This window comes from Novosphingobium sp. 17-62-19, assembly GCF_002256775.1.
Lineage (GTDB): Bacteria > Pseudomonadota > Alphaproteobacteria > Sphingomonadales > Sphingomonadaceae > Novosphingobium.
In genome coordinates this window covers 1-23,227 of the sequence record NZ_NCII01000010.1, presented here as the reverse complement: position 1 = coordinate 23,227, position 23,227 = coordinate 1, and the positions used below count along the sequence as shown (strand labels likewise).

22 protein-coding genes and 1 pseudogene are annotated in these 23,227 nt (G+C 61.5%); 12 read left to right on the top strand and 11 right to left on the bottom strand.

All coding sequences use genetic code 11. The features are described from left to right. Positions 1-12 precede the first annotated feature (12 nt). Positions 13-2,901, bottom strand: a complete 2,889-nt coding sequence (locus tag B7X90_RS02810) for a TonB-dependent receptor (protein WP_292621478.1) — start codon at positions 2,899-2,901, stop codon at positions 13-15. 253 nt (positions 2,902-3,154) lie between these two features. Here B7X90_RS02810 and B7X90_RS02805 point away from each other — a divergent pair, with 253 nt between their 5' ends. The 3 genes from B7X90_RS02805 to B7X90_RS02795 all read left to right on the top strand — a co-directional run bounded on the left by B7X90_RS02805 (position 3,155) and on the right by B7X90_RS02795 (position 6,304). Beyond that, complete coding sequence (locus tag B7X90_RS02805; protein ID WP_292621477.1) at positions 3,155-3,691, top strand: RNA polymerase sigma factor; 537 nt, start codon at positions 3,155-3,157, stop codon at positions 3,689-3,691. Between the two features lie 2 nt (positions 3,692-3,693). Continuing rightward, on the top strand, positions 3,694-4,671 hold the full coding sequence (locus B7X90_RS02800; RefSeq protein ID WP_292621476.1) for a FecR domain-containing protein: 978 nt from the start codon (positions 3,694-3,696) through the stop codon (positions 4,669-4,671). A 73-nt stretch (positions 4,672-4,744) separates the two neighbouring features. Beyond that, entirely contained in the window at positions 4,745-6,304 is a 1,560-nt protein-coding gene (locus B7X90_RS02795) for an alkaline phosphatase D family protein (protein WP_292621475.1), read from the top strand. On the opposite strand, the gene B7X90_RS18325 is transcribed toward B7X90_RS02795, so the two are convergent. Further along, positions 6,220-6,600 carry a LysR family transcriptional regulator gene (locus B7X90_RS18325; protein ID WP_366409655.1) on the bottom strand — a complete coding sequence of 127 codons (381 nt, stop codon included), beginning with the start codon at positions 6,598-6,600 and terminating at the stop codon, positions 6,220-6,222. The genes B7X90_RS02795 and B7X90_RS18325 overlap by 85 nt on opposite strands. A gap of 68 nt (positions 6,601-6,668) precedes the next feature. Here B7X90_RS18325 and B7X90_RS02790 point away from each other — a divergent pair, with 68 nt between their 5' ends. Both B7X90_RS02790 and B7X90_RS02785 read left to right on the top strand, forming a co-directional pair. After that, positions 6,669-7,052: an MFS transporter gene (locus B7X90_RS02790; protein ID WP_292621474.1), complete on the top strand. Its 384-nt coding sequence runs from the start codon at positions 6,669-6,671 to the stop codon at positions 7,050-7,052. After that, positions 7,000-7,983 carry an MFS transporter gene (locus tag B7X90_RS02785; protein WP_292621473.1) on the top strand — a complete coding sequence of 328 codons (984 nt, stop codon included), beginning with the start codon at positions 7,000-7,002 and terminating at the stop codon, positions 7,981-7,983. The genes B7X90_RS02790 and B7X90_RS02785 overlap by 53 nt, the downstream gene beginning before the upstream one ends. Here B7X90_RS02785 and B7X90_RS02780 read toward each other — a convergent pair. The 4 genes from B7X90_RS02780 to B7X90_RS02765 form a co-directional block, all read right to left on the bottom strand. After that, the gene (locus B7X90_RS02780; RefSeq protein ID WP_292621472.1) at positions 7,911-8,558 is read right to left on the bottom strand and encodes a 2-dehydro-3-deoxy-6-phosphogalactonate aldolase; all 648 of its coding nucleotides are present in this window, start codon (positions 8,556-8,558) and stop codon (positions 7,911-7,913) included. The two genes, B7X90_RS02785 and B7X90_RS02780, sit on opposite strands and share 73 nt — an antisense overlap. Then, the gene (locus B7X90_RS02775) at positions 8,555-9,433 is read right to left on the bottom strand and encodes a 2-dehydro-3-deoxygalactonokinase (protein WP_366409654.1); all 879 of its coding nucleotides are present in this window, start codon (positions 9,431-9,433) and stop codon (positions 8,555-8,557) included. Before B7X90_RS02775 ends, B7X90_RS02780 begins: the two co-directional genes overlap by 4 nt. A 182-nt stretch (positions 9,434-9,615) precedes the next feature. After that, the gene (locus B7X90_RS02770) at positions 9,616-11,964 is read right to left on the bottom strand and encodes an EAL domain-containing protein (protein WP_292621471.1); all 2,349 of its coding nucleotides are present in this window, start codon (positions 11,962-11,964) and stop codon (positions 9,616-9,618) included. Beyond that, positions 11,961-12,536: a methylamine utilization protein gene (locus B7X90_RS02765; protein ID WP_292621469.1), complete on the bottom strand. Its 576-nt coding sequence runs from the start codon at positions 12,534-12,536 to the stop codon at positions 11,961-11,963. Before B7X90_RS02765 ends, B7X90_RS02770 begins: the two co-directional genes overlap by 4 nt. Before the next feature lie 192 nt (positions 12,537-12,728). On the opposite strand from B7X90_RS02765, the gene B7X90_RS02760 reads away from it, so the two are divergent. Then, entirely contained in the window at positions 12,729-13,613 is an 885-nt protein-coding gene (locus B7X90_RS02760) for a DUF3034 family protein (RefSeq protein WP_292621467.1), read from the top strand. A gap of 12 nt (positions 13,614-13,625) precedes the next feature. Beyond that, complete coding sequence (locus tag B7X90_RS02755; RefSeq protein WP_292621466.1) at positions 13,626-14,174, top strand: group 1 truncated hemoglobin; 549 nt, start codon at positions 13,626-13,628, stop codon at positions 14,172-14,174. 4 nt (positions 14,175-14,178) lie between these two features. On the opposite strand, the gene mutM is transcribed toward B7X90_RS02755, so the two are convergent. Next, positions 14,179-14,991 (bottom strand): bifunctional DNA-formamidopyrimidine glycosylase/DNA-(apurinic or apyrimidinic site) lyase, encoded by an 813-nt coding sequence (gene mutM, locus B7X90_RS02750; protein ID WP_292621464.1) that lies wholly within the window; start codon positions 14,989-14,991, stop codon positions 14,179-14,181. A 60-nt stretch (positions 14,992-15,051) separates the two neighbouring features. On the opposite strand from mutM, the gene B7X90_RS02745 reads away from it, so the two are divergent. The 3 genes from B7X90_RS02745 to B7X90_RS02735 all read left to right on the top strand — a co-directional run bounded on the left by B7X90_RS02745 (position 15,052) and on the right by B7X90_RS02735 (position 18,772). Beyond that, positions 15,052-15,789 (top strand): class I SAM-dependent methyltransferase, encoded by a 738-nt coding sequence (locus tag B7X90_RS02745; RefSeq protein WP_292621462.1) that lies wholly within the window; start codon positions 15,052-15,054, stop codon positions 15,787-15,789. Positions 15,790-15,931: 142 nt separating this feature from the next. After that, entirely contained in the window at positions 15,932-17,497 is a 1,566-nt protein-coding gene (gene ubiB, locus B7X90_RS02740) for a 2-polyprenylphenol 6-hydroxylase (RefSeq protein WP_292621461.1), read from the top strand. A gap of 174 nt (positions 17,498-17,671) precedes the next feature. Further along, entirely contained in the window at positions 17,672-18,772 is a 1,101-nt protein-coding gene (locus tag B7X90_RS02735) for an acyltransferase (RefSeq protein WP_292621459.1), read from the top strand. 79 nt (positions 18,773-18,851) lie between these two features. On the opposite strand, the gene B7X90_RS02730 is transcribed toward B7X90_RS02735, so the two are convergent. Together B7X90_RS02730 and B7X90_RS02725 are read right to left on the bottom strand one after the other, a co-directional pair. Continuing rightward, the gene (locus B7X90_RS02730) at positions 18,852-19,577 is read right to left on the bottom strand and encodes a 2OG-Fe(II) oxygenase family protein (protein ID WP_292621457.1); all 726 of its coding nucleotides are present in this window, start codon (positions 19,575-19,577) and stop codon (positions 18,852-18,854) included. A gap of 3 nt (positions 19,578-19,580) precedes the next feature. Further along, positions 19,581-19,979, bottom strand: coding sequence for a hypothetical protein (locus B7X90_RS02725; RefSeq protein ID WP_292621456.1), 399 nt, complete (start codon positions 19,977-19,979; stop codon positions 19,581-19,583). 101 nt (positions 19,980-20,080) lie between these two features. On the opposite strand from B7X90_RS02725, the gene B7X90_RS02720 reads away from it, so the two are divergent. Together B7X90_RS02720 and dut are read left to right on the top strand one after the other, a co-directional pair. After that, positions 20,081-21,343: a bifunctional phosphopantothenoylcysteine decarboxylase/phosphopantothenate synthase gene (locus tag B7X90_RS02720; RefSeq protein ID WP_292621454.1), complete on the top strand. Its 1,263-nt coding sequence runs from the start codon at positions 20,081-20,083 to the stop codon at positions 21,341-21,343. Next, positions 21,330-21,797, top strand: coding sequence for a dUTP diphosphatase (dut, locus tag B7X90_RS02715; RefSeq protein WP_292621452.1), 468 nt, complete (start codon positions 21,330-21,332; stop codon positions 21,795-21,797). Before B7X90_RS02720 ends, dut begins: the two co-directional genes overlap by 14 nt. 79 nt (positions 21,798-21,876) lie before the next feature. On the opposite strand, the gene B7X90_RS02710 is transcribed toward dut, so the two are convergent. Together B7X90_RS02710 and B7X90_RS02705 are read right to left on the bottom strand one after the other, a co-directional pair. Further along, positions 21,877-22,614: a DUF4136 domain-containing protein gene (locus B7X90_RS02710; RefSeq protein ID WP_292621451.1), complete on the bottom strand. Its 738-nt coding sequence runs from the start codon at positions 22,612-22,614 to the stop codon at positions 21,877-21,879. Positions 22,615-22,804: 190 nt separating this feature from the next. Next, a pseudogene (locus tag B7X90_RS02705) lies at positions 22,805-23,227 on the bottom strand (tryptophan--tRNA ligase); the annotation flags it as partial.

Genomic DNA, 23,227 nt, shown 5'->3' with positions numbered 1-23,227 from the left:
CAGCGATTGGCTTTAGAACCGCATCGTTGCGCCGAACAGGATCGTGCGGCCGCTGATAGTGTCGGTCATCAAGCGCTTCGCATCCTTGTCTGCATACTGAATTATGTTCTGATCGGTGATGTTCACTGCTTCCAGCGTCAACCGCAGGTTCTCATTGACATTGACGTAGGCAGACGCGTCGATGTTGGTCGTTGGCGTGAAGTATTCACCGATGTTGCCATTGCCGCCGCTGCCGCGACGATACTTGCTGCGCATGGCCGCTGACGCCCTGCCCCCCCACACTGGCGTATCGTAATAGAGTGTGGCGTTTGACGAAACCTTGGACAGGTCGAGCAGAGGCAGCGTGACCGATGTGCCGGAATAGACGACATCGGTGGTGCCATCGGCAAAGGTCACGTTTGCCACCATGCCCAATCGGTCAAACGGCGCGGGCAGGAAGTCGAAATCACGCTTGGCTGCGATCTCCACACCCTTGATCGAAGCGCCTTCGCCATTTACCGGACGGGTATAGTTGTAAAGGATCGCAGGGTCCTGTCCCGGCAGCAGCAGCGAAACCGGAAAACCGGTGGTGTTGTACGGCACCGGGGTCGTTTCTGTCGTGATGAAGGACTTCATCTTCTTGTAGAACAGGCCCACTGCAAACGAACCACGCTTGCCATCGTAGTATTCGAACGATCCTTCGACCGAATCTGCGATGAACGGGGTAAGGTTGGGATTACCTGCGCTGATCGTGCCGCCAAAGTTGGCAACGTTGATCGTGGCAGCAGCGCGCATGTCGCTCAATGCCGGGCGGTTGAGGTTACGGTTGGCGCTTACGCGCACCACGATCGATGGCGTGACATCCAGCGCCAGATTGGCAGCAGGCAGGAACCCGTCGTACCGATTGGTGATGCTGACCGGGGTCAGCGTCGTCCCGACCAGTGCAGTGCCCAGCGATTCCAGTGTGGTCCGGTAATAACGCACACCGATATTGGCCCGAACGCCCACGTCGCCCATGGACGTATCAAGGTTGTACTGGGCAAAGGCAGCGATGCTTTTTTCTTTCAGCTCGAAATCGCTGCCCACAGTCGTGTTCGCAGCTGTCAACGGAGCGGTAAGGCCCAGCAACTGCATCGTGGCTGCTACGTCGGCAACGGCATAAGGCGTAACCGATGGGCGCGAGAGCACGGTTGTCGGCACATCGGGCAGGCCGGGCCTGCCGTCATAGTTGTTCACCCTGCGGCGCTGCGAGGCACTGTTTTCAAACACCTTGTATCCGCCGCCGGCCTTAAGCGTGGAGCTGTCCGAAACGTCCCAGGCAAGTTCGCCTTTAACGTTGAAGAACTCGCTCACCATACGGTCGTCGCGGCTTTCCGCCTGGAAAAGATCCCAAGCGCTGCCATCGGTGATGTCGAAATCATACGCATTGCGCGGCGTTTCGGTATCCAGGCCCGAAAAGCTGTAGCCTTTGCCGACAGCTTCGATCTGCGCCTGTTGATATCCCGACTGGAACGTGGAGCGCGACCAGCCCGCATGCAGATCGGCATGAACCGTATCGGTCAGCGAATGCTTTGCGCCCAACGCAACCTGCCAGAAATCGGTTGTGTCGAGCGTGTCGCGCGCTTCGGTCCGCATGTCCACGCCGGTGAACGATGCTGCCGTGATGCTGTTGAACTTGTTGATCGTCACGCCCGTCAGAACTTGCGTGCCGGTGATATCATTGGCCGAAACGTTGTTCGTACCGGCAGCCCCCAAAGCGTAGGTTTCGCGATTGTTGGTCAGGCGGCCATAGAGCACGTCCAGCGTCACGTCAGTCTTGTCGTCGGGATGATATTGCAGTGCGCCGGTCACGCCCAGTCGTTCACGTTGGTTGAACCAGGTCGCATATGTCTGCGCACGGCTGTTCCACACCCGATCCGCGCCGCGTGCGTTGACCAGAAGGTTCCGGACATCTGCCGGAATGGCGGGGCCGACGTTAGGCGCGCGAAAGTTGATCTGTGACCAATTCCAGTTGCGATAGCCGAACTCCACAGTATCGGCCTTGCTGTAGGCAACCGACAGCAACCCGCCGAAATCGCCGGCCTGTCCCGAAATCAGGCCGACCACACGGGGCGTCAGCTTCTTGGTGTGCTGGTTGAACTGGCCCTTTGCCGAAACAACCACGGTTGACCCATCGTAATCGAACGGTTTGGCTGTGCGCAGACCTACCGTGCCACCGATGCCGCCTTCATCCTGCTGCGCGGTATAGGATTTTTCGACCGTGACCTGATTGAACAGCTCAGATGCAAAGATGCTGTAGTCGAATGCGCGCGTGCGGCTGAATGTGCCGCGGCTGTCCAGACCCGTTGACGTGTTGGTCAGCACTTCCATGCCGTTCAACTGGGTCCGGGTAAAATCCGGCCCAAGACCGCGCAACGAAATCTGGCGACCTTCGCCGCTGTCGCGGCTGATCGTCACGCCGGGGATACGCTGAAGCGCTTCTGCCAGATTCTGGTCTGGAAATGCGGCAATATCCTGCGCCAGAATTACATCGACCGATCCGGTTGCGGCTTTCTTGATCTGTTCGGCGCGGGCAAGGCTTTCGCGATAACCGGCAACCACGATTTCGGGCTGTGCATCCTCGTAAATGATCGTCGCAGAGTCTGCTGCCTGCGCGCTCTGGCGCTCTACCATCACCGTGCTGCCAACGATGCGAGCCTTGACTGGCGTTCCTTCCGTCATGCGACGCAAAGCTTCATCAGCGGTCATACGGCCACGAATAGGGGCGCTTTGCACGCCTGCCAGCGCTGCGGGCGAACTGGCGACCTGCAATCCCGTTGTGCGCGAATAGGCCAGAAGAGCCTCTGTCATCGGCTGTGCTGCCATGCCAAAGTTGAACACGCGCACGTTTGCATCCTGCACTTGCTGGGCCTGGACAGGCATTGCCAGCCCGGTCAAGGCGGCAGAACAAAGCAGCAGATGAGATAGGCGTCCGGACAGTAACATAAATCCCCCATTGGAAAGCTGAGACGGGGGTAAGACGTATGATCAGCGCAAAACCCGACAGAATTTTGTTGTTTCAAAACAAAGTCATATTTGTTTCAAAATTGCTACATTGCATTGTCTGGTCCGGTGCTGGCGCGAACTTGTAACACTGCCAGCATAGGGGGCAGCGAATCAAAACTTCGGATCGCCAATGCCACAGCTACTTCCCCTGTCAGAAGACGCGCTGCCATGCGCTCCCGATGAAGATTGGGCTGATCTGGCAGAAACCATCGCCCGCTATGTACGGTCGCGGACCAGTCGCATGGACCTGGTCGAAGATGTGGTTCAGGAAACGTTGTCCCGGCTCGTCACACAAAAGCAGCAGCAGAAGATTGTCAGCATTTATGCGCTGGGATTCCGCATTGCTGCCAACCTGCTGGTTGACCACCATCGCCGTGATCGTCGCTATGTCGGTGAAATCGAAGAGGATCAGGCCAGCGATGCCCCTTTGCCCGACACGGTAGTCGCTGGGCGGCAGGAATTGAACGTTCTGGCTGGCGCGCTGGCTGCCATGCCGCCGCTGCGCCGCGAGGTTATCGTGCGCCGCAGGTTGCACGAACAAAGCTGCGCCACCATTGCAAGGGACTTGCAGATCAGCCTCAAGGCTGTTGAAAAGCACATTACACGTGGATTGGCGGACCTTCAGCGGGCCTTGGCTCCCATTCGCGCGGAAACGGATGGGCGATGATTATGGGGCAGGAACGAAATCCGGAAGAGGTGGCCCGCTGGGTCAACCGGCTGGACCAGCCGACCGTGGATACTGCGGCGAGCGAGGCTTTTGACGAGTGGATGCGTTCGGATCCGCGCAATCGCGACGAATTTGCCGATATGCAGGCGCTGTGGCACTCGGACGCGTTGGTCGATGCTCTTCGCGAAGTTTCGCGCGATGAAAACGAAGCCGAAAGTGCCGTGCAAGGCGACCATTTTCTGAACCGCCGCATGGCCGGCTGGATGGTGGTTGGGATGTGTGCTCTCCTTGCCCTGTTCCTCGCTGGCCCGATGTTCTTTACCACCACCTATCGAACCGGGGCAGGCACTGGCCAAAGCATCGTTCTGGCCGATGGATCGCACGTTGATTTAAGCGGCAATGCCGAACTGGCAGTGCGGATGCTGCCGTGGAAGCGCGATGTGACGCTGATGCAAGGCGAAGCCTTTTTCGATGTCCAGCACGATCCTGACCGCCCATTTTATGTGCGCAGCGATACTACCAAGGTCCGTGTGCTGGGAACGGCTTTCAATGTTGATCGGCAAGCAGCCAACCGCGTCATCGTCGATGTCTATCGCGGCGCTGTGGCGCTTGAAGCGGACAAAGCCTCACCCCGCGTCTTGCACCGGGGTGAACGCAGCCGCGTGCTGAACGGTGGCATCAGCACAAGCCCGGCGATCCAACTTGCCACCGCGCAGGCACGGCCCGATTGGACCGCAGGCTGGTGTGAGGCGACTGACGTTCCACTGGCCGTCCTTGTGGCAAAAGTGCAGCGCCATGTATCACAGCCGATCAGCTTTGCAGACCAGTCGCTTGCCACGCTGCCGGTCAGCGGTCGCTTTCGCATAGCCGAACCGGACCGTGTACTTGTGGCAATAAGGGATGCCTATGGACTGGATGTCCGGCAGAACGGCAGTGCAATCGTGATCGCAGCCAAGGCACAATCCCCGATCGCAAATTGATTGCGCTCCGGCTTGTCGGGTTTTCAGCCGGTCGGGCGTCTTTCCCTTATTCCGCAAAACCGGGGGAAGCTACGTGACCTTGATTCACCGCCGCGATTCCGTCAGCGCATTGGGCCTGTCGATTCTAGGCAGCGCCATGCCGGGGCGCCTGCTGGCCAATCCACGGTTTGCAAAAAGCCCGTTTACGCTGGGCGTTGCCGCAGGCGATCCTTTGCCGAACGGCTTTGTCCTTTGGACAAGGCTTGCGCCGGAACCGCTGGCCGAGAACGGCGGGATGCTACCGCTGGACGTTTCGGTGCGGTGGGAAGTGTCTGAAGATCCACACTTCTGGCAGATCGTTCAAAAGGGCCAGACGCGCGCAGTCGCGGCGCTGGCCCATTCGGTCCATGTCGAAGTGGATGGGCTGCGGCCACACCGCCCCCACTGGTATCGCTTCATCGTGGAAGGCGCCGGTGAAAGTCCGGTTGGCATGGCTCGCACCGCCCCGGCGCCGGATGTCGCCATCGACCGCCTGCGCCTTGCCGTGGCCGGATGCCAGAACTTCGAAGTCGGCTATTTTTCGGCCTTTGCCCATATCGCGGCAGAACCGGATCTGGATGCCGTGTTCCACTACGGCGATTACATCTACGAGTTTGGGCCGCGTCCCGGCGTTGGCCCCCGACTTCATCAGGGCGACGAAACGCAATCGCTGGCTGATTACCGACAGCGTTATGCGCAATACAAGACCGATCCCGATCTGCAGGCGGCCCATGCTGCCGCCGCATTCATCATGTCGTTCGACGATCACGAGATTGACGACAACTGGGGCGGGATCTTTGACAAGGATGGCAGCACGCCGGCCGATTTTGCAAAACGCAGGTCGGCGGCGATGCAGGCATGGTATGAACACATGCCTGTACGCCGTTCGCAGGTGCCCGAATTCGGCGGGCGGATGTATCGCCAGCTCGATTACGGACAGCTTCTGCGGATGCACGTTCTCGATACGCGCTCGCACCGGAGCGACCAGTTGTGCGAGCGGCCCGGCGTTCCACGCATCGAAACCATCGATTGCCTGCCGGTTGATCGGCCAGACCGCAGCCTGCTCGGATTCGAACAGGAAAAATGGCTCGATTCAGGGCTTGGCAACCAGCGGCGATGGAACCTGATCGCCCAGCAAGTGATGATGATGCCGCACGATGCCCGCAAGGATGGCGGCACCCGGCCGGTCGTCAGTGCCGACAACTGGAACGGCTACAGCCACAGCCGCCAGCGCCTCATCGACAGCATCCGCAAGCACGATCTGAAGAATGTTGTCGTGGCCAGTGGCGATGTGCACCAGCACTTTGTCGGCTCGGTGCCAGTGGACGATGAAAGGCCAGACGGCCCTTCCATCGCCAGTGAATTTCTGGCCACGTCGATTTCCTCAGGCGGAACGGGCGGCGCACGCCACCCGGATGAACATAACGTGCTGGACAACAATCCCCACATGAAGCTGATCAACAACCAGCGCGGCTACCAAGTGTACAACATCACCCCGGATCGCTGGACCACCGAAGTGAAGGTTATGGATCAGGTCGACCGGCCAGGCGGCAGGGTGTCGACGCTGGCAAGGTTTGCCGTAGACCCTGCGCGCCCCGGCGTGGAGCATTGGTAGTCTGCGCTGCGGTTTGCCTGCGCCACGCTTGATGCCCAGCTCGCTTGGTCAAAAGCGAAACGTCGATCATGTTCGCCCTGAGACCGGAAAATGGAGCGGTGAAGGGAATCGAACCACGCTCGTAGCGCCTTGGCGCGGAGAGCCAAAGCAACCAGGCGGCTCAGGGACGACGGGGATAATCCCAGGCGACGAGCGACCTCCGCAAAGCTGCCATCCTCGGCAACGGCGATGAAGGAAGCGACCTCTTTCAGGTCGGGTAATTCGTGCGGTTCCAGCACTGCTGCAATGTCTCCCATGCGCTTTTTCGAATGATAACGTGCGCCTAGGTTCGCGTCGAACTGAAATCTCGAACCTGGAGACAAACATGGTTGGCAAGAAGACTATGCCGCTTGCGCTTTGGGCGCTGACTATCAGCGCCTTTGCAGTGGGCACGACGGAATTCGTAATCGTCGGGCTGTTACCCACGATCGCTGCGGATCTCGGCGTTTCCCTTCCATCAGCCGGCCTTCTGGTCAGTCTGTACGCCCTTGGTGTCACCATTGGCGCACCCATCCTCACGGCATTGACCGGCAAGCTGCCACGCAAGACGCTGCTCCTTTCGCTGCTGATGCTGTTTGCTGCCGGAAACCTGATGGCAGCCTTTGCTCCAAGCTACCTCGCGCTCGTCGCAGCCAGGTTCATAAACGGGCTCGCGCATGGTGTGTTTTTCGCGATCGCATCGACGATGCGCCACCAAGCTTGTCTCTAAGGAAAAAGAGTCGAGCGCAATTGCGCTTGTCTTCCTCGGGCTCACCGTCGCGCTGGTAACCGGTGTGCCGCTCGGAACATGGATTGGGCAGAACTTCGGATGGCACGCGACATTCTATGGTGTCGTCCTGCTCGCGCTCATCGGTCTCGGCGCCAGTGCTGTGCTGGTCCCGGCCAACCTGAAAAGCGACGCGCCGCCGACCTTGCGTCAACAGGCGCAAGCTCTCACCTCGCCGCGCTTGCTGCTCGTCTACCTCATCACCGCAGTCGGGTACGGCGGCAATTTCATCGCATTCACCTATCTCGCGCCGATGCTTACCGACATAACGCGCCTTTCCGAAGGAGCGGTCACCCTCGTCATCCTGCTTTACGGCGTATCGGTCGCGTTCGGCAATATTCTTGGTGGGGTGCTTTCCGACAAGATCGGACCGGTTCCCGCTTTGACCGTCGTTTTCGCCGGTCTTGCAGGCTCACTGGTCCTGCTTGGCTTCGGCCTCACTTCTCCTTGGGCAGCTGTCGCGGTGACCTTGTTCTGGGGCGGGTTCGCCTTCGGCAACGTCCCGCCCTTGCAGTCCTACGTCGTCCAGATCGCCCGGGAGGTATCGCCCGGAGCCACTGACGTCGCATCCGGCATGAACATCGGCGCCTTTAATCTCGGCATCGCGTTTGGCGCCTGGGGCGGAGGGTACGTCGTCGAACAGATGGGGCTCCAGGGGAGGGGCTCAATTTGGGGCGCCTTCAGATACTACCTAAACAAAATCATACACTTATGGATCATTGGGCGATTCCCGCCACCCCAACATGCCAGCCCTGTGGCAGCACTTTTCATGCCCGAATCGCCTTACATGAGCGCCCGCAATCAGGCCCGCGTCGCTGCGACGAACGCCTGCGCGCGGATGGCTACTGTTTCAGCCGATAGCCCGGCTTTGTAGAGCGCTGACCCAAGGCCCGCCCCTTGCGCGCCCGCAGCCATCCATTGCGCCAGATTATCGGGTGTCACGCCGCCCACGGCAAGGAGCGGCAAATCCTTGGGCATGACGGCGCACAGGGCTTTAAGATAGGCAGGGCTGGCCCCTTCAGCAGGGAACAGTTTCAGCCCGGTAGCCCCGGCATCAATCGCCGCAAAAGCCTCTGTCGGGGTATAGAATCCCGGCAGTGCAATCATGCCGTGTGCAACCGCTGTGCGGATCACGGCGAGATTGACGTTTGGAGAAACCATCAGTGTTCCTCCCGCGTCATGGACGGCCGCAACATCCTCGGTGCTGAGCACGGTGCCTGCGCCAACGCAAACCTCAGGGCCATACCGTCGAGCAAGGCGTGCAATTGAATCCAGCGGCTGCGGTGAATTCAGCGGCACTTCGATGATCGAAAAACCTGCCGCGATGATGGCGTCGCCCACCGCCTCAACCTCATCAGGACGCACGCCGCGCAGGATCGCCACAAGCGGGCATCGTGCAAGTGCGGCATTGAGTTGCGCAAGGGCCTCGGTGGCAGGTAGATCGGTCATGCTGCACTCGCTTTCCAGATGCGGTTCATTCCGGCCAAGAACGCAGCCTGGCTATCAATGCTGATGGCTGTGGCCCCGGCAACGGCGATAGCCGCTGCATAAAGTTCGCCAAGGTGCGCATCGGCCAGAACATGGACCTTCGCGCCCGGCGCAATCCGCGCGCCGCCAACATCATGGCCAATCAGCACACCTGAAGCGTAGGCCGCGCTATCCTCAACCGAACGACCTCCCAGAAGTGCCGCTGCCCGGACGCGAAAGAGCAGCGTGGCAAGGCTCCCGCGCAGCCCCGCCGCAACGCCGTCACGAAAAGCCACGCCATCGCGCACATCACCCGTCAGGAAATCGGCCAGCAGGCTATGGTCGCGCAGTAGGCTGAACAACTCGCCTGTCATGGCCGTGCTGAACGTGGCGATCTTGCCATCCTTCATGTGCGCCCACTTGCAGTGCGTTCCCGGTTGGCACAGCAGACTATCTGATGGAGCAAGACCTGCCGCAACCGCTCCGAGAAGCTGCACTTCCTCTCCACGCATCACGTCACCCGCCACGTCGGCCAGTCCGGGGACAATCGCAGTCTTCCCGGCCTCAACCCAGTGCAGATTTGCCGCCAGATCATCGATCCCCGCTGGCGCGCTCAAATAAGGCACGTTCACCCAACCGCGTGCGGAGCCGACCATCCCGGCCAACACCACTGGAAAATCACCAAGGCGGCTGCGAATGGCGTCCACCTCGGCGCCAAAGCCACCGGATGGCACAGACAGCAGTCCCTTGCCGTCACGCTCGGCACGCAGCACGCACCCCGCCTCATCGACAACGAAATTCCGACGATTGGTGCTGCCCCAATCGATGGCAATGAAGGCCGGTGTCATCTGTGCCATGGATTGACCGCTTCCCATCTTGCCAAACCCGGCGGCCTACGCCGTTGTCATAGTTATGGCGGAGAGCATCGGCAGGCAATACAAGCAACCGCAGCCATACACCTTGTGGCTTTCCGTTTACGCGGAGAACCATAAGCATATATGTCAGACAAATGTAAATGCGTCAGATGGTAGCATCCGTGCTATCCGACGGCGAAACGCGCCTCAGCCGGTTGCAGCGAGCCGATCAGGCGCACCACTTCTTCGCCGGGCACAGGACGGCTGATGAGATAGCCCTGGATCATGTCGCACCCTTCCTTTTGCAGGGCATCGAACAGTTCCTGCGTCTCCACCCCTTCAGCCAGAGTTTCCATGCCAAGCGCTTCGGCCAGCGTGGTGATCGCACGCACAATGGCGTGCGCGCTGCCGCCTTCTTCCAGCGCGCGCACGAAGCTCTGGTCGATCTTGATCTTGTCGAACGGGAATGACCGCAGATAGCTGAGCGAGGAATAGCCCGTGCCGAAATCATCGAGCGCCACCCGCACGCCCAGCAATTGCAGCGAATGCAGGATCTTCAGCGTCCGTTCTACATTGCCGATGAATACGCTTTCGGTGATTTCCAGTTCCAGCCGTGATGCCGGAAGGCCAGTTTGCGCCAGCGCTTGGGCAATGCAGGTGGCAAGCCCGTCTGCCACCAACTGGCGGGGCGAAATGTTGACCGCCACCGAAATGTCGCCAGGCCATTGCGCCGCCTGACGGCAGGCCTCACGCACGGCCCATTCGCCCAATTGCACGATCATCCCCGATTCCTCGGCAATCGGGATGAAAGTTGCCGGGCTAATCATCCCGTGTTCCTTGTGCGGCCAGCGCATCAGCGCCTCAAAGCCTTTGACGCGGTTTTCAGAGATCGAGAACAGCGGCTGGAAGTAGAGTTCGAAATCGCCGTCACGGATGGCGCGGCGCAGATCGATTTCCATACGGCGGCGGCGGCTCGCCTCGGCGTCCAGTTCCGGCTCGAAGAAGTGGTAGGCCCCCTTGCCGTCACTCTTCGCGCGATACAGCGCAAGGTCAGCGCTTTTCAGCAGGCTATCGGCACTATCGCCATCCTGCGGACCGATCGCGATACCAACGCTGGCAGACAGCAGAATGCCGCGCCCGTCGATGATCGCCTCGCGGTTGAGCGTGGATTCCAACATGCGGGCAATCGCTGTGCAGTCCTCTTTCGGATCGAGTCCGGTCAGCAGCAGCCCGAATTCATCCCCACCAAACCGCGCCACCATGGCATCGGGAAAGCGGTCCTGCAGTGATTGCGCCACGGTACGCAACAGTTCGTCGCCCACCGGATGACCCATCGCGTCGTTGATCGCCTTGAAATCATCCACGTCGATGAATGCTACGAACGTTCGGTGGATGTCGCTCTGCCGGGACACTGCTCGGTCCAGCTTTTCAATGAAAAAGCGCCGGTTGGGCAGATCGGTCAGTGCATCGTGCAGCGATGCGTGCATGATCTGCTGCTCGCGTTCGTCCACCGCATCGACCATCGCATTGAAGCTGTCAGCCAGCGAACGGACCTCGATTGCGCCTTGCACTTTTACTTTTGCCACTGCGCCGCCGCCATAGGCACGCGCCGCTTCGGCCAGCGATTGCAATGGCCGCGCAATCCCGCGTGACAGGCGGATCGCCGCCCAGCCACCAACAATCACACCAATCACGCTGATCAGCAGCAACACGATCCGCAAACCGTTGTACTGAGCCAGCGCCGCATCCAGCGAATGCGCCAGAACAAGGCGCGGCTCTCGTCCATCCTGCAGGCTGGCAATCGCGGATACCCGCACCAGACGTTCGCCTTTGCTGCCGTCGACTTCCGCTATCTCACCCAGCGGCACCGGTGCCAGCCGAGGCGAAAGCTTGCTTCGATCAACCACTTTCGCTTCCACCGGTACGGCCGAAAGCCGCACCAGTTGCCCCATGTCTTCGGGGCCAAGCGTGTTTACCAACACCAGCCATCCGGCAAGATCAGGCATCTCGATCGGCACGGCCGCCGCCAAAGCCTCTGTGCCGCCTAACGATACCACACCGCGATTCTGCCCGCCTTCCAGCCGACCGATCATCGCAGCCCCATCAATCGTGCTGCCCTGCCCGGATGCAATCACGCTGCCATCAAGCTGCACGATCGCCGCTTCGCTCACCCGCGCGCGATCACGCAGGCTTTGCAGCGCCGATGCCAGAGTTGGCGCATCGCCTGTGGCAAAGGCTTCGCGAAAGCCGAAATCATGCGCAACCACTTCGCCCGCATCGGCCATTTGCCGCTGCCGGGTGGCGATAATCTGATCGAAAACACGCGCATTGGCAGCCAGATCACGCTCTGCGTTGTCGCGCGCGAACAGGCTGATGCCTGACCCTGCCACCACAATCGTCACCGCCATCACAGAAGCCAGCAGAACAACATAAAGCAACGCGATCCGACTGCCGAGCGTACGTGCCCTGCGTCCGACAAATGCCATACAGCGCCGGACCAGCCGGTGCGGCTGCAACGCCCGATCCATCGTCATTTGCCCGTCCCGGGACGTATCGCCACAGCAATGCGGCTGCGCTTGCCCGGCTCCATCACCAGCTTGCCACGCCATTCACCACCCGCGCCACGCAGGCGCGGATGCCAGACGATCACGTCATAGCTGCCCTTGCCCAGCCCTTCGATATTGGCCAGCCCGTTCAAATCGCTGCGCGCGGCGTAAGGCGTATCGGTCACGCGGATGTAACCGCGCATCTGGTCATGGATGTTGCAGCCCAGCGCAATCGTGCCAGCCACCTTGAACTGCTGCGTTCTAGTCTGGTCCTTGCCATAAAGGTCGATCTTGAACGGGCCGGGTTTGGAAAAGCTATAGATCGAATGGCGCACCGTGTCGAAGTTGGGGAAAGCCACCACCGCGCCTTTGGGCACGATCAGCGTGCCCGGCAGGAACGCCTGATTCCTTTGCGTCATCGCATTGCGCCAGGGGAAATTTGGGCGGCGTGCATCGCCTGCACGCGGGACAATCTCGATCACCGCATCACGCACCGGCATCCCCGCCTGATCCACCACTTGCACCGGCAATTGCGCAGGCGGCACAGCTGATAAAAGCACCGGCGCAGCGGCCAGGGGAACAAGGCGAATCGCAGAGAATCGAAACGGGCGCTGAAGTAGGTCTCGCATGGGCTTTGAATGCCGAAAATTTCCTAATAAATTCAAAAACAACCAGTCCGGCAGTTTTAGAACTCCCTAACGAATTTTGAATAGAGGCCTGCAAACTGCCTCGACAACGGTGCGAATCTTCTCATGCACATACACTCTTTCAAGTCCTGCATCCTGCCTTCCCTCGGTCTGATGCTTGTTGCCGCGCCCCCCGCTAATGCCGATCCGCTGCTTGATGGCGGTAAGCTGGTGTTGACCAACGGCATCAGTTCGATCGAAGGTGCCAGCGGCGGCGGCCTCGCCAGCTGGGCGACCATCGCGGGCATGGAAACCGATCGCGGCGTAGGCGTCTCGGCGCATGTCACTGGTATCGAACTGGCTGACTATGGCTGGCAAAGCCACGGCGCATCCGTCGGTATCAAGGACCGCGTTGAACTCTCTTACGCCCGCCAGAACTTCGATACGCGCAAGGTCGGCGCAGCGCTCGGCCTTGGCGAAGGCTACCGCTTCAATCAGGACATCTTCGCCGCCAAGGTCCGCCTCGTGGGCGATACCGTCTACGGCTCGCCGCTGCTCCCACAGATCAGCCTTGGCGTGCAGCACAAGCGCAGCCTCGATGCCGCCATCGTCAAGGCAGTGGGCGCGGCATCGTCCGAAGGCACCGATTTCACGGCCAGCGCTACCAAGCTGTTCCTGTCCAAAAGCGTGCTGGTAAACGCTACGGCGCGGCTGACCAATGCCAATCAGTTCGGCCTGCTCGGCTTTGGCGGCGCCAACCAGACCGACCGCACGCTCCAGTTCGAAGGCTCGGTCGCCTACATGCTCACCCCGCGCCTTGTGGTGGGCGGCGAATATCGCACGCGCCCCAGCAATCTTGCCATCGCGCGTGAGGATGATGCGCATGACCTGTTCGTGGCATGGGCCATTACCCGCAACGCGACCGTCACCGCCGCCTATGCCGATGTCGGCTCCGTTGCCACATTCGATGGCCAGCGCGGCGGCCTCGTCTCGCTCCAGTTCGCTTTTTAAGGAGGCCCAAACATGACCTTCGCCCTCGCATTCGCCCTCCTCGCCGCCCAGCCGGTCACTGAGGCCCCACAGGAAGACCTGTCCGGCGTCGATTGGGAAAAGGAGTTCGGCGTCGAAAAGAAAGTCGTCGATCCCGTGACCGGCGAGCTACCGGTCGATCCCTACACCCAAGACCCTGCCAACGCGGGCGCAACGCCCTTTACTGGCGACAGCATGGCCAAGGCCTTCGGCGGGCAGGACGGCATCCGCAAGATCGTTGATCGCCTCGTAGACCTCAACGTCGATGATCCGCGCATCGCGGACATCTTCAAGAATCAGGATCTCGTCCGCCTGCGCCGCACCCTGTTCGAACAGGTCTGCTTCATCCTTGATGCAGGCTGCACCTACACCGGGCGAGACATGAAATCCTCGCACAAGGACCTCGGCACTACCCGCGCCGATCTCAACGCCTTGGTCGAAAACCTGCAGCAGGCCATGCGCGAAGCCGAAGTCCCCTTCGCCGCGCAAAACCGCCTGCTCGCCAAACTTGCACCAATGGACAAGGACGTGGTGGAGCGCTGACGCCCTACTTCTGGCACTTTGCGCAGAAAAAGCTTGACCGCCCACCCTGCGCGATCCGCAGCACCGTGCCACCACACGCGCAAGCCTCGCCCTCGCGCCCATAGACGCGCCAGTCCTTGGCGAAATAGCCCAGTTCGCCATCGGGCTGCACATAATCGCGCAAGGTCGACCCGCCCGCCGCAATCGCCTCGCCCAGCACCTCGCGGATCAGCGGCACCAGCCGGTCGAGCGATTTGCGGCTGACTTTCCCGCCCTCGCGCTCAGGGTGAATTCCCGCGCGGTTCAGCGCCTCGCACACATAGATATTGCCCAGCCCCGCCACAATCCGTTGGTCCAGCAGCAGCAGCTTCACCGCCGCAATCCGGCCTGCAAAGGCAGCGACCAGATGCTTGGGCGTAAGCCCCTCGCCCAAAGGCTCCGGCCCCAGCGCTGCAAACGGCCCCCAGGCATCAAGCGCATCGGTATCGACCAGATCAACCGCCCCAAACCGCCGCGCATCGTTAAGCGCCAGCACGTGCCCATCGCCGGTTTCCAGAACCAGATGATCATGCTTGCCGATGTCTTCGGGATCGATTCGCCAGCGCCCTGACATGCCCAGATGAAACACCATCGTCCGCGCACGATCGGTATGGATCAGCCCATACTTCGCTCGCCGCCCCATGCCCGTCACCCGCGCACCCGTCAGCGCCTGCGCCAGATCAACCGGGAATGGCCGCCGCAGATCGGCCCGGTTCATCTGCACACGGGCAATGACCTGCCCGTCAAGCACGGTTGCAAGTCCTCGGACTGTCGTTTCTACTTCTGGTAACTCTGGCATCTCCTCTCCACCCCTAACAGGCTTTGCCGTCCGGGCAATTCCCCACTAAAGGGCCTAGGCATGAGCACATCTGAAACCGCATCTTTCGGCTACGAAGACATCCCCGCAGACCAGAAGGAAGAGCGTGTTGGCGCGATCTTCTCGGGCGTCGCGCGCAAGTATGACGTGATGAACGATGCCATGTCGGTGGGTATGCACCGCCTGTGGAAGGACAAGTTCGTCCGCCGCGTGCGTCCGCAAAGTGGCGAGACGATTCTCGACATGGCAGGCGGCACCGGCGACATCGCCTTCCGCATGGCCCCCTCAGGCGCGGCGATCACGGTATCGGACATCAATCAGGAAATGCTTGATGTCGGCATCGAACGCGCGGCAAAGCGCGGTATCGAACACCTCGAATGGTCCCGCCAGAACGCCGAGGAACTCAGCTTCCCTGACCGCGTGTTCGATGCCTACACCATCGCTTTCGGCATCCGCAACGTGACGCACATCGACCGCGCCCTTGCCGAAGCCCATCGTGTGCTGAAGTTCGGTGGCCGCTTCTTCTGCCTCGAATTCTCGACGACCGAATGGCCCGGCTTTTCGGAAATCTACGACGCCTATTCGCACAAGCTGGTCCCTAAAATCGGCCAGATGATCGCAGGCGATGCCGAATCCTACCGCTACCTGATCGAATCGATCCGCCGCTTCCCGCCCATGCCCGAATTCGAAGCCATGATTCGCGCCGCCGGGTTCAAGCGCACGAAGGTCGAACCGATCCTCGGCGGCCTGGTGGCCATCCATTCGGGATGGAAAGTGTGACGCACCCGCAAGCAAACCTGCCCCCCCTCCTCTTCAGAGGAGGGGGCCGGGGGGTGGTGGCGTCCGAACCCTCACGCCTGCCAAACACCACCCCCAAACCCCCTCCTCTGAAGAGGATGGGGCTTAAGCGCTTCGCAACGGCATGACCCTCCCCGCCACGCACATCCGCCGCCTGCTCGGCTGGGGCATCACGCTTGCCCGCCACGGCGCGCTGGTCGGCATCGAGAATGACCGCAATACGCCTGCCCCCGTGCGGCGGCTGGTCAAACTCGCCCGCTGGATTGCGCTGACCGGCAAAGGCCGCAAGCCCGACTATTCGGGCGCCTTCCGCGCCATCGGTCCTGCCGCGATAAAGCTGGGCCAGACGCTCGCCACCCGTCCTGATCTGGTGGGCGATGAAGCCGCGCACAACCTGCTCGAACTGCAGGACAAACTCCCCCCGGTAGACTTCGCGCTGATCCGGGCCGAGATCGAGGGCACTTTCGGCAAACCGCTCGAAAGCCTCTACGCCTCGTTCGATCCAGACCCCATCGGGGCCGCGTCGGTGGCGCAAGTCCACAGTGCCACCACCACCGAAGGCCGCAAGGTCGCGGTAAAGATCCTGCGCCCCGGCGTGCGCGAAAAGTTCGCCCGCGATATCGAGACCTACGAATGGGCCGCCGCCCATCTCGAAGCGTTTGGCGGAGAAGCCGCCCGCCTGCGCCCGCGCATGATTATCGCCAATTTCAAACGCTGGACCGTGCGCGAACTCGATCTGCGCCGCGAAGCCGCCTCGGCCTCGGAACTTGCCGATACGATGCGCGCGCACACCGGCTATCGTATCCCCGCGATTGACTGGGACCGCACCAATGGCCGCGTCATGACGCTGGACTGGATCAATGGCGTCAAGATCAGCGATGTCGCCGCGCTCGACGCTGCCGGACACAATCGCCGCGACCTCGCCCAGCGCCTCGTCCTGGCCTTCCTGACGCAGGCGATCAACGGCGGCTACTTCCACGCCGACATGCATCAGGGCAACCTGTTCGTCGAAGCGGATGGCACCATCGTCGCCATCGATTTCGGTATCATGGGCCGGATCGACCGGCGCGCACGCCAGTGGCTCGCCGAAATTCTCTATGGCCTGACCACCGGCAATTACCGCCGCGTCGCCGAAATCCATTTCGAAGCGCAATATGTGCCGAGCTACCATTCGGTCGATGAATTCGCCACCGCCCTGCGCGCGGTGGGTGAACCGATGCGCGGCAAGCCGGTGAGCGAACTCTCCGTCGGCCAGATGCTCGACGGCCTGTTTGCCATCACCCGCGATTTTGACATGCAGACCCAGCCGCACCTGCTGCTGCTGCAAAAAACCATGGTCATGGTCGAAGGCATCGCCACCCAGCTCGACCCTGAAATCAACATGTGGGAAACTGCCGCACCCTTCGTGCGCGCATGGGTCCGCGATGAACTCGGCCCCGAAGCCGCAATCTCAGACCGCATCCGCACCGACACGGAAACCCTGCTGCGCATCCCTGATCTGATCCGCCGCATCGAAGACCGTTTCCCGCCCAAGGGCGGCGCCCCCGAAGCCGCGCCACTGCCCAAGGTAGACCTGATGTGGCAGCGCAAGCGGCGCAAGCGCGGCCCCGGCCTCGCAGGCCAGATCCTCACCTTCCTGGCAGGCGGCGCAGCTGTGATCGGCACCCACGCCCTCGGCTGGTGGGGCTGAGTTTCAATGCCCTCCTCACCAAACCGCCCTCAAACCCATCGTCACCCTGAACTCGTTTCAGGGTCCATCTCTCGACATGCACGGACAGTGTTGGCGGAGAAATGGATGCTGAAACAAGTTCAGCATGACGGTTCAGCGTTTTGAACGTCTGATCTGGACGGCAAAGCGAACCCGGTGGCACAAAACCTCTCGCACCTGCGCGTAACCAAACGCCATTTCCACGCGCTCGACCTCTCGCGCCTGCTGGCGGCCATCATGGTGCTGTTCTGGCACTATCAGCACATCTTCGTGCCGCCGGTGCCCTACCATGTGAACGTCGACCGCGCGATCCAGCCCTGGTACGAAACGCTAAGCTGGTTCTATAACCACGGCCACACCGCCGTGCAGTATTTCTGGGCGGTCTCGGGCTTCGTCTTCGCCCACGTCTATCTGGCAGACACGCACTACAAGGCCCGCTTCTGGCCCGCCCGCATTGCCCGCCTATGGCCGCTGCACCTGCTGACGCTGGGCCTGATGGCCATCCTGCAAAGCCTTTACTTCGCCCGCAGCGGCACTGAATTCATCTACCACACCAACGATATCAAGCACTTCCTGCTCTCCATCCCGCTGATGCACTATTGGGGCTGGCAGGAAAACCAGTCGTTCAACGGCCCCTCATGGTCGCTCTCGACCGAGATTCTGGCATACCTCGCATTCTTCGTGATGCTCCCCGCCCTGCGCCGCGCCCCGCTGGTGCTGGCGACTATCGTCGGCACGCTGCTGCTCTGGATCATGCTCATCGATGGCCCGAACAAGGACGTCCTGTCCTGCCTCGGCTACTTCTTCCTCGGCTGCGCAGCCTATGGCGCGCTGCTGAAGGGGTGGCTGCGCCCCGCCAGCCTGCTGCCGCTCGGCCTTGCCCTGCTGGTCGGCGCGTTCTGGCTGAAAGCCACCTACCGCGCGGGCGATGCCGCCACCATCGCAGGCACATTCGCCGTGCTGTTCCTGATGCTCGCCGCAGACCTGTCAGACGCCAAGGGCCGCCTCACATTCGGCCAGAAACTGGGCGATGCCTCATATGGCATCTACCTCTGGCACATCCCTCTGCAACTCGCGCTGGTCCTGCTGATAGACTCCACCGGCAACAGCCGCGACATCGCACGCGAACCGTGGTTCCTCGTGTTCTACGTGACGCTGGCCATCGCTGCAGGCTTCATCAGCCATGCCAAGTTCGAACGCCCGGCCCAACGCGCGGTCTTCACGTTCTGGACCAAGTGGAAAGCCCGCAAACCCTAAATCCTCCCCGTTTTTGCGAAGCACAAATGGGGAGGGGGACCGTCAGCGTAGCTGATGGTGGAGGGGCAAAACGCTACCGCTACCGCTCCCCACTCCGCAACCACCCGGTAATCGAATAGCGCCGAAACGCAGCCGCCCGCGTCACCTCGCTGACACTATGCATCTGCGGCACCCGAAAAAGGTTCAGCGTGTTGAACGCGGGAACAAACCCGCCCAATTCCGGCTCATGAATCAGCAGCAATCCACCCCATTCGGTCCGCCAGACCGGCGTCAGGCCAAAGACATAGGCCGCATGGCGATTCTTGCCCGCCACCGCATCATCATGCCCCGTCAGGAAATCACCGGGCGAATAGGCGGTGCCTTGCGCATCGGCAAAGGCGATGTCCGCCGCGCCCACAACCTTTCGCAACAGATCCCGCGCCTCTCCGCCTGACATCCACTCCGCAAACGCCGCTAGCGAATCGCTACTCACAGCCCGTGCCGCCGCCGCATCGGGCACGCGAATCGATTCATAGCGGTACTGAAAGCCCTGCCGCGCCTGCGCATAGATCGCATTGTCCAGATCCGCCCGCGCCGCCTCACTCATCTGCGCACGCGTTTCGCGCGACAGTTCATAGACCTTGTCGGCAACGTTCAGGACCTGCACCCAGTCACTGCGTTCCCGCAGCAGAAGATGGAGCGCTTCGGCAGACTCGCGCGCCAGAAAGTCCTTCACCTGCACCCGCCCGTCGCGCGCAAATTTCGCCGCCAGCGCGCCTGCATCAAGATCGGGGTTCAGCACAAATCCCATCGCAGCAACCGCCATCGATCAACCGGCAATATCTTCAAGCCGGTGATGCGGCAGCATCCGCCATGCCGCCAGCATCAGCAGCACGTGCCCCGCTTCCACAGCCATCGGCACGGGCCAGCCGGGATAGGCCCCGGTCACCGCCAGATTGATCGCCCGGCCCACAAACGATGTGCCAAACAGCAGCGCAGGCACCAGCAGCAGGTCGGCATTGCGCCGCCACGCGCCCCACATCATGCAGAACGCGGCCACGCCAAAAAACGAGGTGAAATCCGCCCGGATCGTTGAAATTCCGGCAATTCCGGTTGCTGCAATGCCAAAACCCATCCCCGCAGCCTCCGGCCCGGTCAGAAATCCGATGGCCAGAAACAGGTCGAACAGGCCCGCCAGAAATACCAGCGCCGTCAGGATCAATCGCATGGGCAAGTCCTTTGATTTGGCAATGCAGCCACCCTGCCCCAACCGGCCCCCACACGCAAAAGGATTGCGCGCAAGGCCGGGCCATTGCACAAGCCCCACCCATGAACGGTAAGCGCATCCTGCTCATCATCGGCGGCGGCATCGCGGCCTACAAGGCCTGCGAACTGGTGCGGCTGATCCGCAAGCAGGGGGGCAATGTCACCTGCGTCCTCACCGAAGGCGGCGCGCACTTCGTCACCGCGATGACGCTGGCTGCGCTCAGCGAAAATCCCGTCCATACAACGCTGTGGGATCTCAAGAACGAGGTCGAGATGGGCCACATCCAGCTATCGCGGCAGGCCGATCTCGTCGTCGTCTGCCCCGCCACGGCAGACCTGATGGCACGCATGGCGGGCGGGATCGCCAACGACCTTGCAACCACACTGCTCCTCGCCACCGACAAGCCGGTGCTGGCGGTTCCGGCCATGAACGTGCGCATGTGGCAACACCCAGCGACCGCGCGCAACGTCGCCACGTTGCGCGGTGATGGCGTGCAGGTGATGGAGCCGGATGAAGGCGCGATGGCTTGCGGCGAATTCGGCCCCGGCCGCCTGCCGGAACCCGTCGCTATCGCTGCGGAAATTGTGCGGATGTTGGCGCAAGGTGCTTCGACAAGCTCAGCACGAGCGGACGTTGGAGAGCCTGCCTTTCAAAACCCCGCTCATCCTGAGCCTGTCGAAGGATGCCTATCCGGCAAGCACATCCTCATCACCGCAGGCCCGACGCACGAGCCGATCGACCCGGTGCGCTACATCGCCAACCGGTCGAGCGGGAAGCAGGGCTTCGCCATCGCCGCCGCCGCTGCACAGGCTGGTGCGAAGGTCACGCTCGTGTCCGGGCCGGTAAATCTCGATACACCGCAAGGGGTTACGCGGGTGAATGTGGAGACAGCCCGCCAAATGGCCGCTGCCGTCGACGCCGCCCTTCCCGCCGATGTGGCCATCATGGTCGCCGCCGTGGCGGACTGGCGCAGCGCCGGAGAGGCTGCGCTGAAAATCAAGAAGGACGGGTCCGGCCAGGTCCCGCCGCTACAACTGGTTGAAAACCCCGACATTTTGGCCACGCTCTGCAAGTCGGATCGCCGCCCGCCGCTGGTCGTCGGCTTTGCTGCCGAAACCAACGACGTGCTGGACCACGCCCGCGCCAAACTTGCGCGCAAGGGGGCGGACTGGATCGTCGCCAACGATGTTGCCACCCACGCAATGGGCGGGGAAATCAATGGCTTGCATATCGTCAGCGCTGCTGGCGTGGAAAGCCTGCCCGAACTGCCCAAAGCCGCCGCCGCCGCCGCCCTGATCGAGAGAATCGCCAATGCACTCGCCTGAAATCCCCGTCCTCGTAAAGCGCCTGCCCCACGGAGAGGGCTTGCCCCTGCCCGCCTATGCCACCGAAGGCGCTGCCGGAATGGACGTTGTTGCCGCCGAGGATTTGGACCTTGCCCCCGGCGCGCGCCATGCCGTTTCCACCGGGCTTTCCATTGCGATTCCCGCCGGTTACGAAATTCAGGTACGCCCGCGCTCGGGCCTTGCGCTCAAGCACGGCGTCACCGTTCCCAACACGCCCGGCACCATCGACAGCGATTATCGCGGTGAGTTGAAAGTCATCATGATCAACCTCGGAACAGAGAGCTTCTCGATCCGCCGCGGAGACCGCGTGGCGCAATTGGTGCTCGCGCCGGTCACGCGCGGAACGTGGCTTCCGGTGGAGGAACTCGATGCCACCGCGCGCGGCGAAGGCGGGTTCGGATCGACTGGCGGCCTTGCCGCGCTTCAGGGCTGAAAAAAGGGGCCTCGCATCGCTGCAAGGCCCCGTTTGGTGCGTTTAGGTGCAGTTAGGTGCATTTTGGTGCACTTCAGGATCAGTTGACCCGCTTCACCGTCGTCTTCTCGGGAGCGATTGAAATCCTTAGGGTTTCACCGTTGTTTCCGGGGAAATCGGTGAACATCGCTTCGACCAGATTTGGCACCACATAGGACAGCCGGTTGGACTGCGATGCAGCTTCTGCCTTGCCTTCGAACAGGCGCTGACCATCGGTGCGGCGATCGATCTTCAGGTCGATGCCGGACGTGTAAACCGTCACCACATCAACGCCGCGACCGCCCCAGCCGCCACCGCCGAAGAAGAACGGATCGTTCCATCCCCAGCCCCAGCCGCCGCCGACAAAGCCACGACGGCCCCAGCCGCCGCGTCCCCAACCGGGACCCCAGCCGCCCCAGCCACCCCAACCACCCCAGTAGGGATCGTTGAAGCCGGTGGAGCGAACGCGGTCCCGTCCGCCATCAATGCCATAGTCGAACTTGACGATCAGATCGGCGACTTCGGCATTGGCAGCACGATAGCCCAGCTTTTCCATCTGTCGGCCAACCAGCGTTGCATATTGTGCAAATTCAAGGCCCCCGGCATCGCGCGGATCATCGGCGACGACAGCGAAGGTCTGCCCGGTGGGAGCTGGAAGCTGCGACTGGAAGCGCTTCACGTCCGCCTTGAACGGCGTGGTGCAGCCAGCCAGCGTGACCATCATGAGTGATACCGCCGAAAGCCCGAGCAATCGGCGCCGGGCGGGCGATCTTGGCTTGTTGTGCATATGAGAATTCATCCTGCGACTCCTATCGTGCCGTCCGCCGCCCCAATGCCCGCCGCGAACCTGATGATTCACCAACGGACTTGCCGGACGCTATTACGCTTAGCATGTCTGCAATTTGGACGGGAAGTGCTGAATGCACGTTGAATGGTGCCTGCAACATATGTTGCAGGCACGCATTGTTCAGCAATGAAGGTGACGGAATTCAGCCCCTTACGAGGCCGAGCGCCTGATAGGTGCGTGCCAGAGTGGGAGCGGCGAGATCACGCGCCTTCAATGCACCCTTGGCCAGAATCGCATCGAGCGCCTCGCCATCCTCGCGCAATTGGCGATAGCGCGCAGCCATTGGCGAAAGCGTTTCAACCAGGAGTTCACCCAGCGCAGGTTTGAACTGGCCGAAGCCCTTGCCTTCGAACTGCGTCAGCACATCTGCCGGAGAAGTGCCTGCCATTGCGGCATAAATGCCCACGAGGTTGTTGGCTTCGGGGCGCCCGGCAAGGCCCTCGACCGTTGCGGGCAGCGGTTCGGGATCGGTCTTGGCCTTCTTCACCTTCTGCATGATCGCATCGGCATCGTCGGTCAGGTTGATGCGGCTCATGTCCGAAGGATCGGACTTGCTCATCTTGGC

What these genes read in the sequence shown, in the direction of transcription:
- B7X90_RS02810 (WP_292621478.1), bottom strand. Translation starts at nt 2,901, where the DNA reads ATGCCTGTCCAGGCCCAGCAAGTGCAGGATGCAAACGTGCGCGTGTTC.
- B7X90_RS02805 (WP_292621477.1), top strand. Translation starts at nt 3,155, where the DNA reads ATGCCACAGCTACTTCCCCTGTCAGAAGACGCGCTGCCATGCGCTCCC.
- B7X90_RS02800 (WP_292621476.1), top strand. Translation starts at nt 3,694, where the DNA reads ATGGGGCAGGAACGAAATCCGGAAGAGGTGGCCCGCTGGGTCAACCGG.
- B7X90_RS18325 (WP_366409655.1), bottom strand. Translation starts at nt 6,600, where the DNA reads ATGGGAGACATTGCAGCAGTGCTGGAACCGCACGAATTACCCGACCTG.
- B7X90_RS02790 (WP_292621474.1), top strand. Translation starts at nt 6,669, where the DNA reads ATGGTTGGCAAGAAGACTATGCCGCTTGCGCTTTGGGCGCTGACTATC.
- B7X90_RS02785 (WP_292621473.1), top strand. Translation starts at nt 7,000, where the DNA reads ATGGTGTGTTTTTCGCGATCGCATCGACGATGCGCCACCAAGCTTGTC.
- B7X90_RS02780 (WP_292621472.1), bottom strand. Translation starts at nt 8,558, where the DNA reads ATGACCGATCTACCTGCCACCGAGGCCCTTGCGCAACTCAATGCCGCA.
- B7X90_RS02775 (WP_366409654.1), bottom strand. Translation starts at nt 9,433, where the DNA reads ATGGCACAGATGACACCGGCCTTCATTGCCATCGATTGGGGCAGCACC.
- B7X90_RS02770 (WP_292621471.1), bottom strand. Translation starts at nt 11,964, where the DNA reads ATGACGATGGATCGGGCGTTGCAGCCGCACCGGCTGGTCCGGCGCTGT.
- B7X90_RS02760 (WP_292621467.1), top strand. Translation starts at nt 12,729, where the DNA reads ATGCACATACACTCTTTCAAGTCCTGCATCCTGCCTTCCCTCGGTCTG.
- B7X90_RS02755 (WP_292621466.1), top strand. Translation starts at nt 13,626, where the DNA reads ATGACCTTCGCCCTCGCATTCGCCCTCCTCGCCGCCCAGCCGGTCACT.
- mutM (WP_292621464.1), bottom strand. Translation starts at nt 14,991, where the DNA reads ATGCCAGAGTTACCAGAAGTAGAAACGACAGTCCGAGGACTTGCAACC.
- B7X90_RS02745 (WP_292621462.1), top strand. Translation starts at nt 15,052, where the DNA reads ATGAGCACATCTGAAACCGCATCTTTCGGCTACGAAGACATCCCCGCA.
- ubiB (WP_292621461.1), top strand. Translation starts at nt 15,932, where the DNA reads ATGACCCTCCCCGCCACGCACATCCGCCGCCTGCTCGGCTGGGGCATC.
- B7X90_RS02730 (WP_292621457.1), bottom strand. Translation starts at nt 19,577, where the DNA reads ATGGCGGTTGCTGCGATGGGATTTGTGCTGAACCCCGATCTTGATGCA.
- B7X90_RS02725 (WP_292621456.1), bottom strand. Translation starts at nt 19,979, where the DNA reads ATGCGATTGATCCTGACGGCGCTGGTATTTCTGGCGGGCCTGTTCGAC.
- B7X90_RS02720 (WP_292621454.1), top strand. Translation starts at nt 20,081, where the DNA reads ATGAACGGTAAGCGCATCCTGCTCATCATCGGCGGCGGCATCGCGGCC.
- dut (WP_292621452.1), top strand. Translation starts at nt 21,330, where the DNA reads ATGCACTCGCCTGAAATCCCCGTCCTCGTAAAGCGCCTGCCCCACGGA.
- B7X90_RS02710 (WP_292621451.1), bottom strand. Translation starts at nt 22,614, where the DNA reads ATGAATTCTCATATGCACAACAAGCCAAGATCGCCCGCCCGGCGCCGA.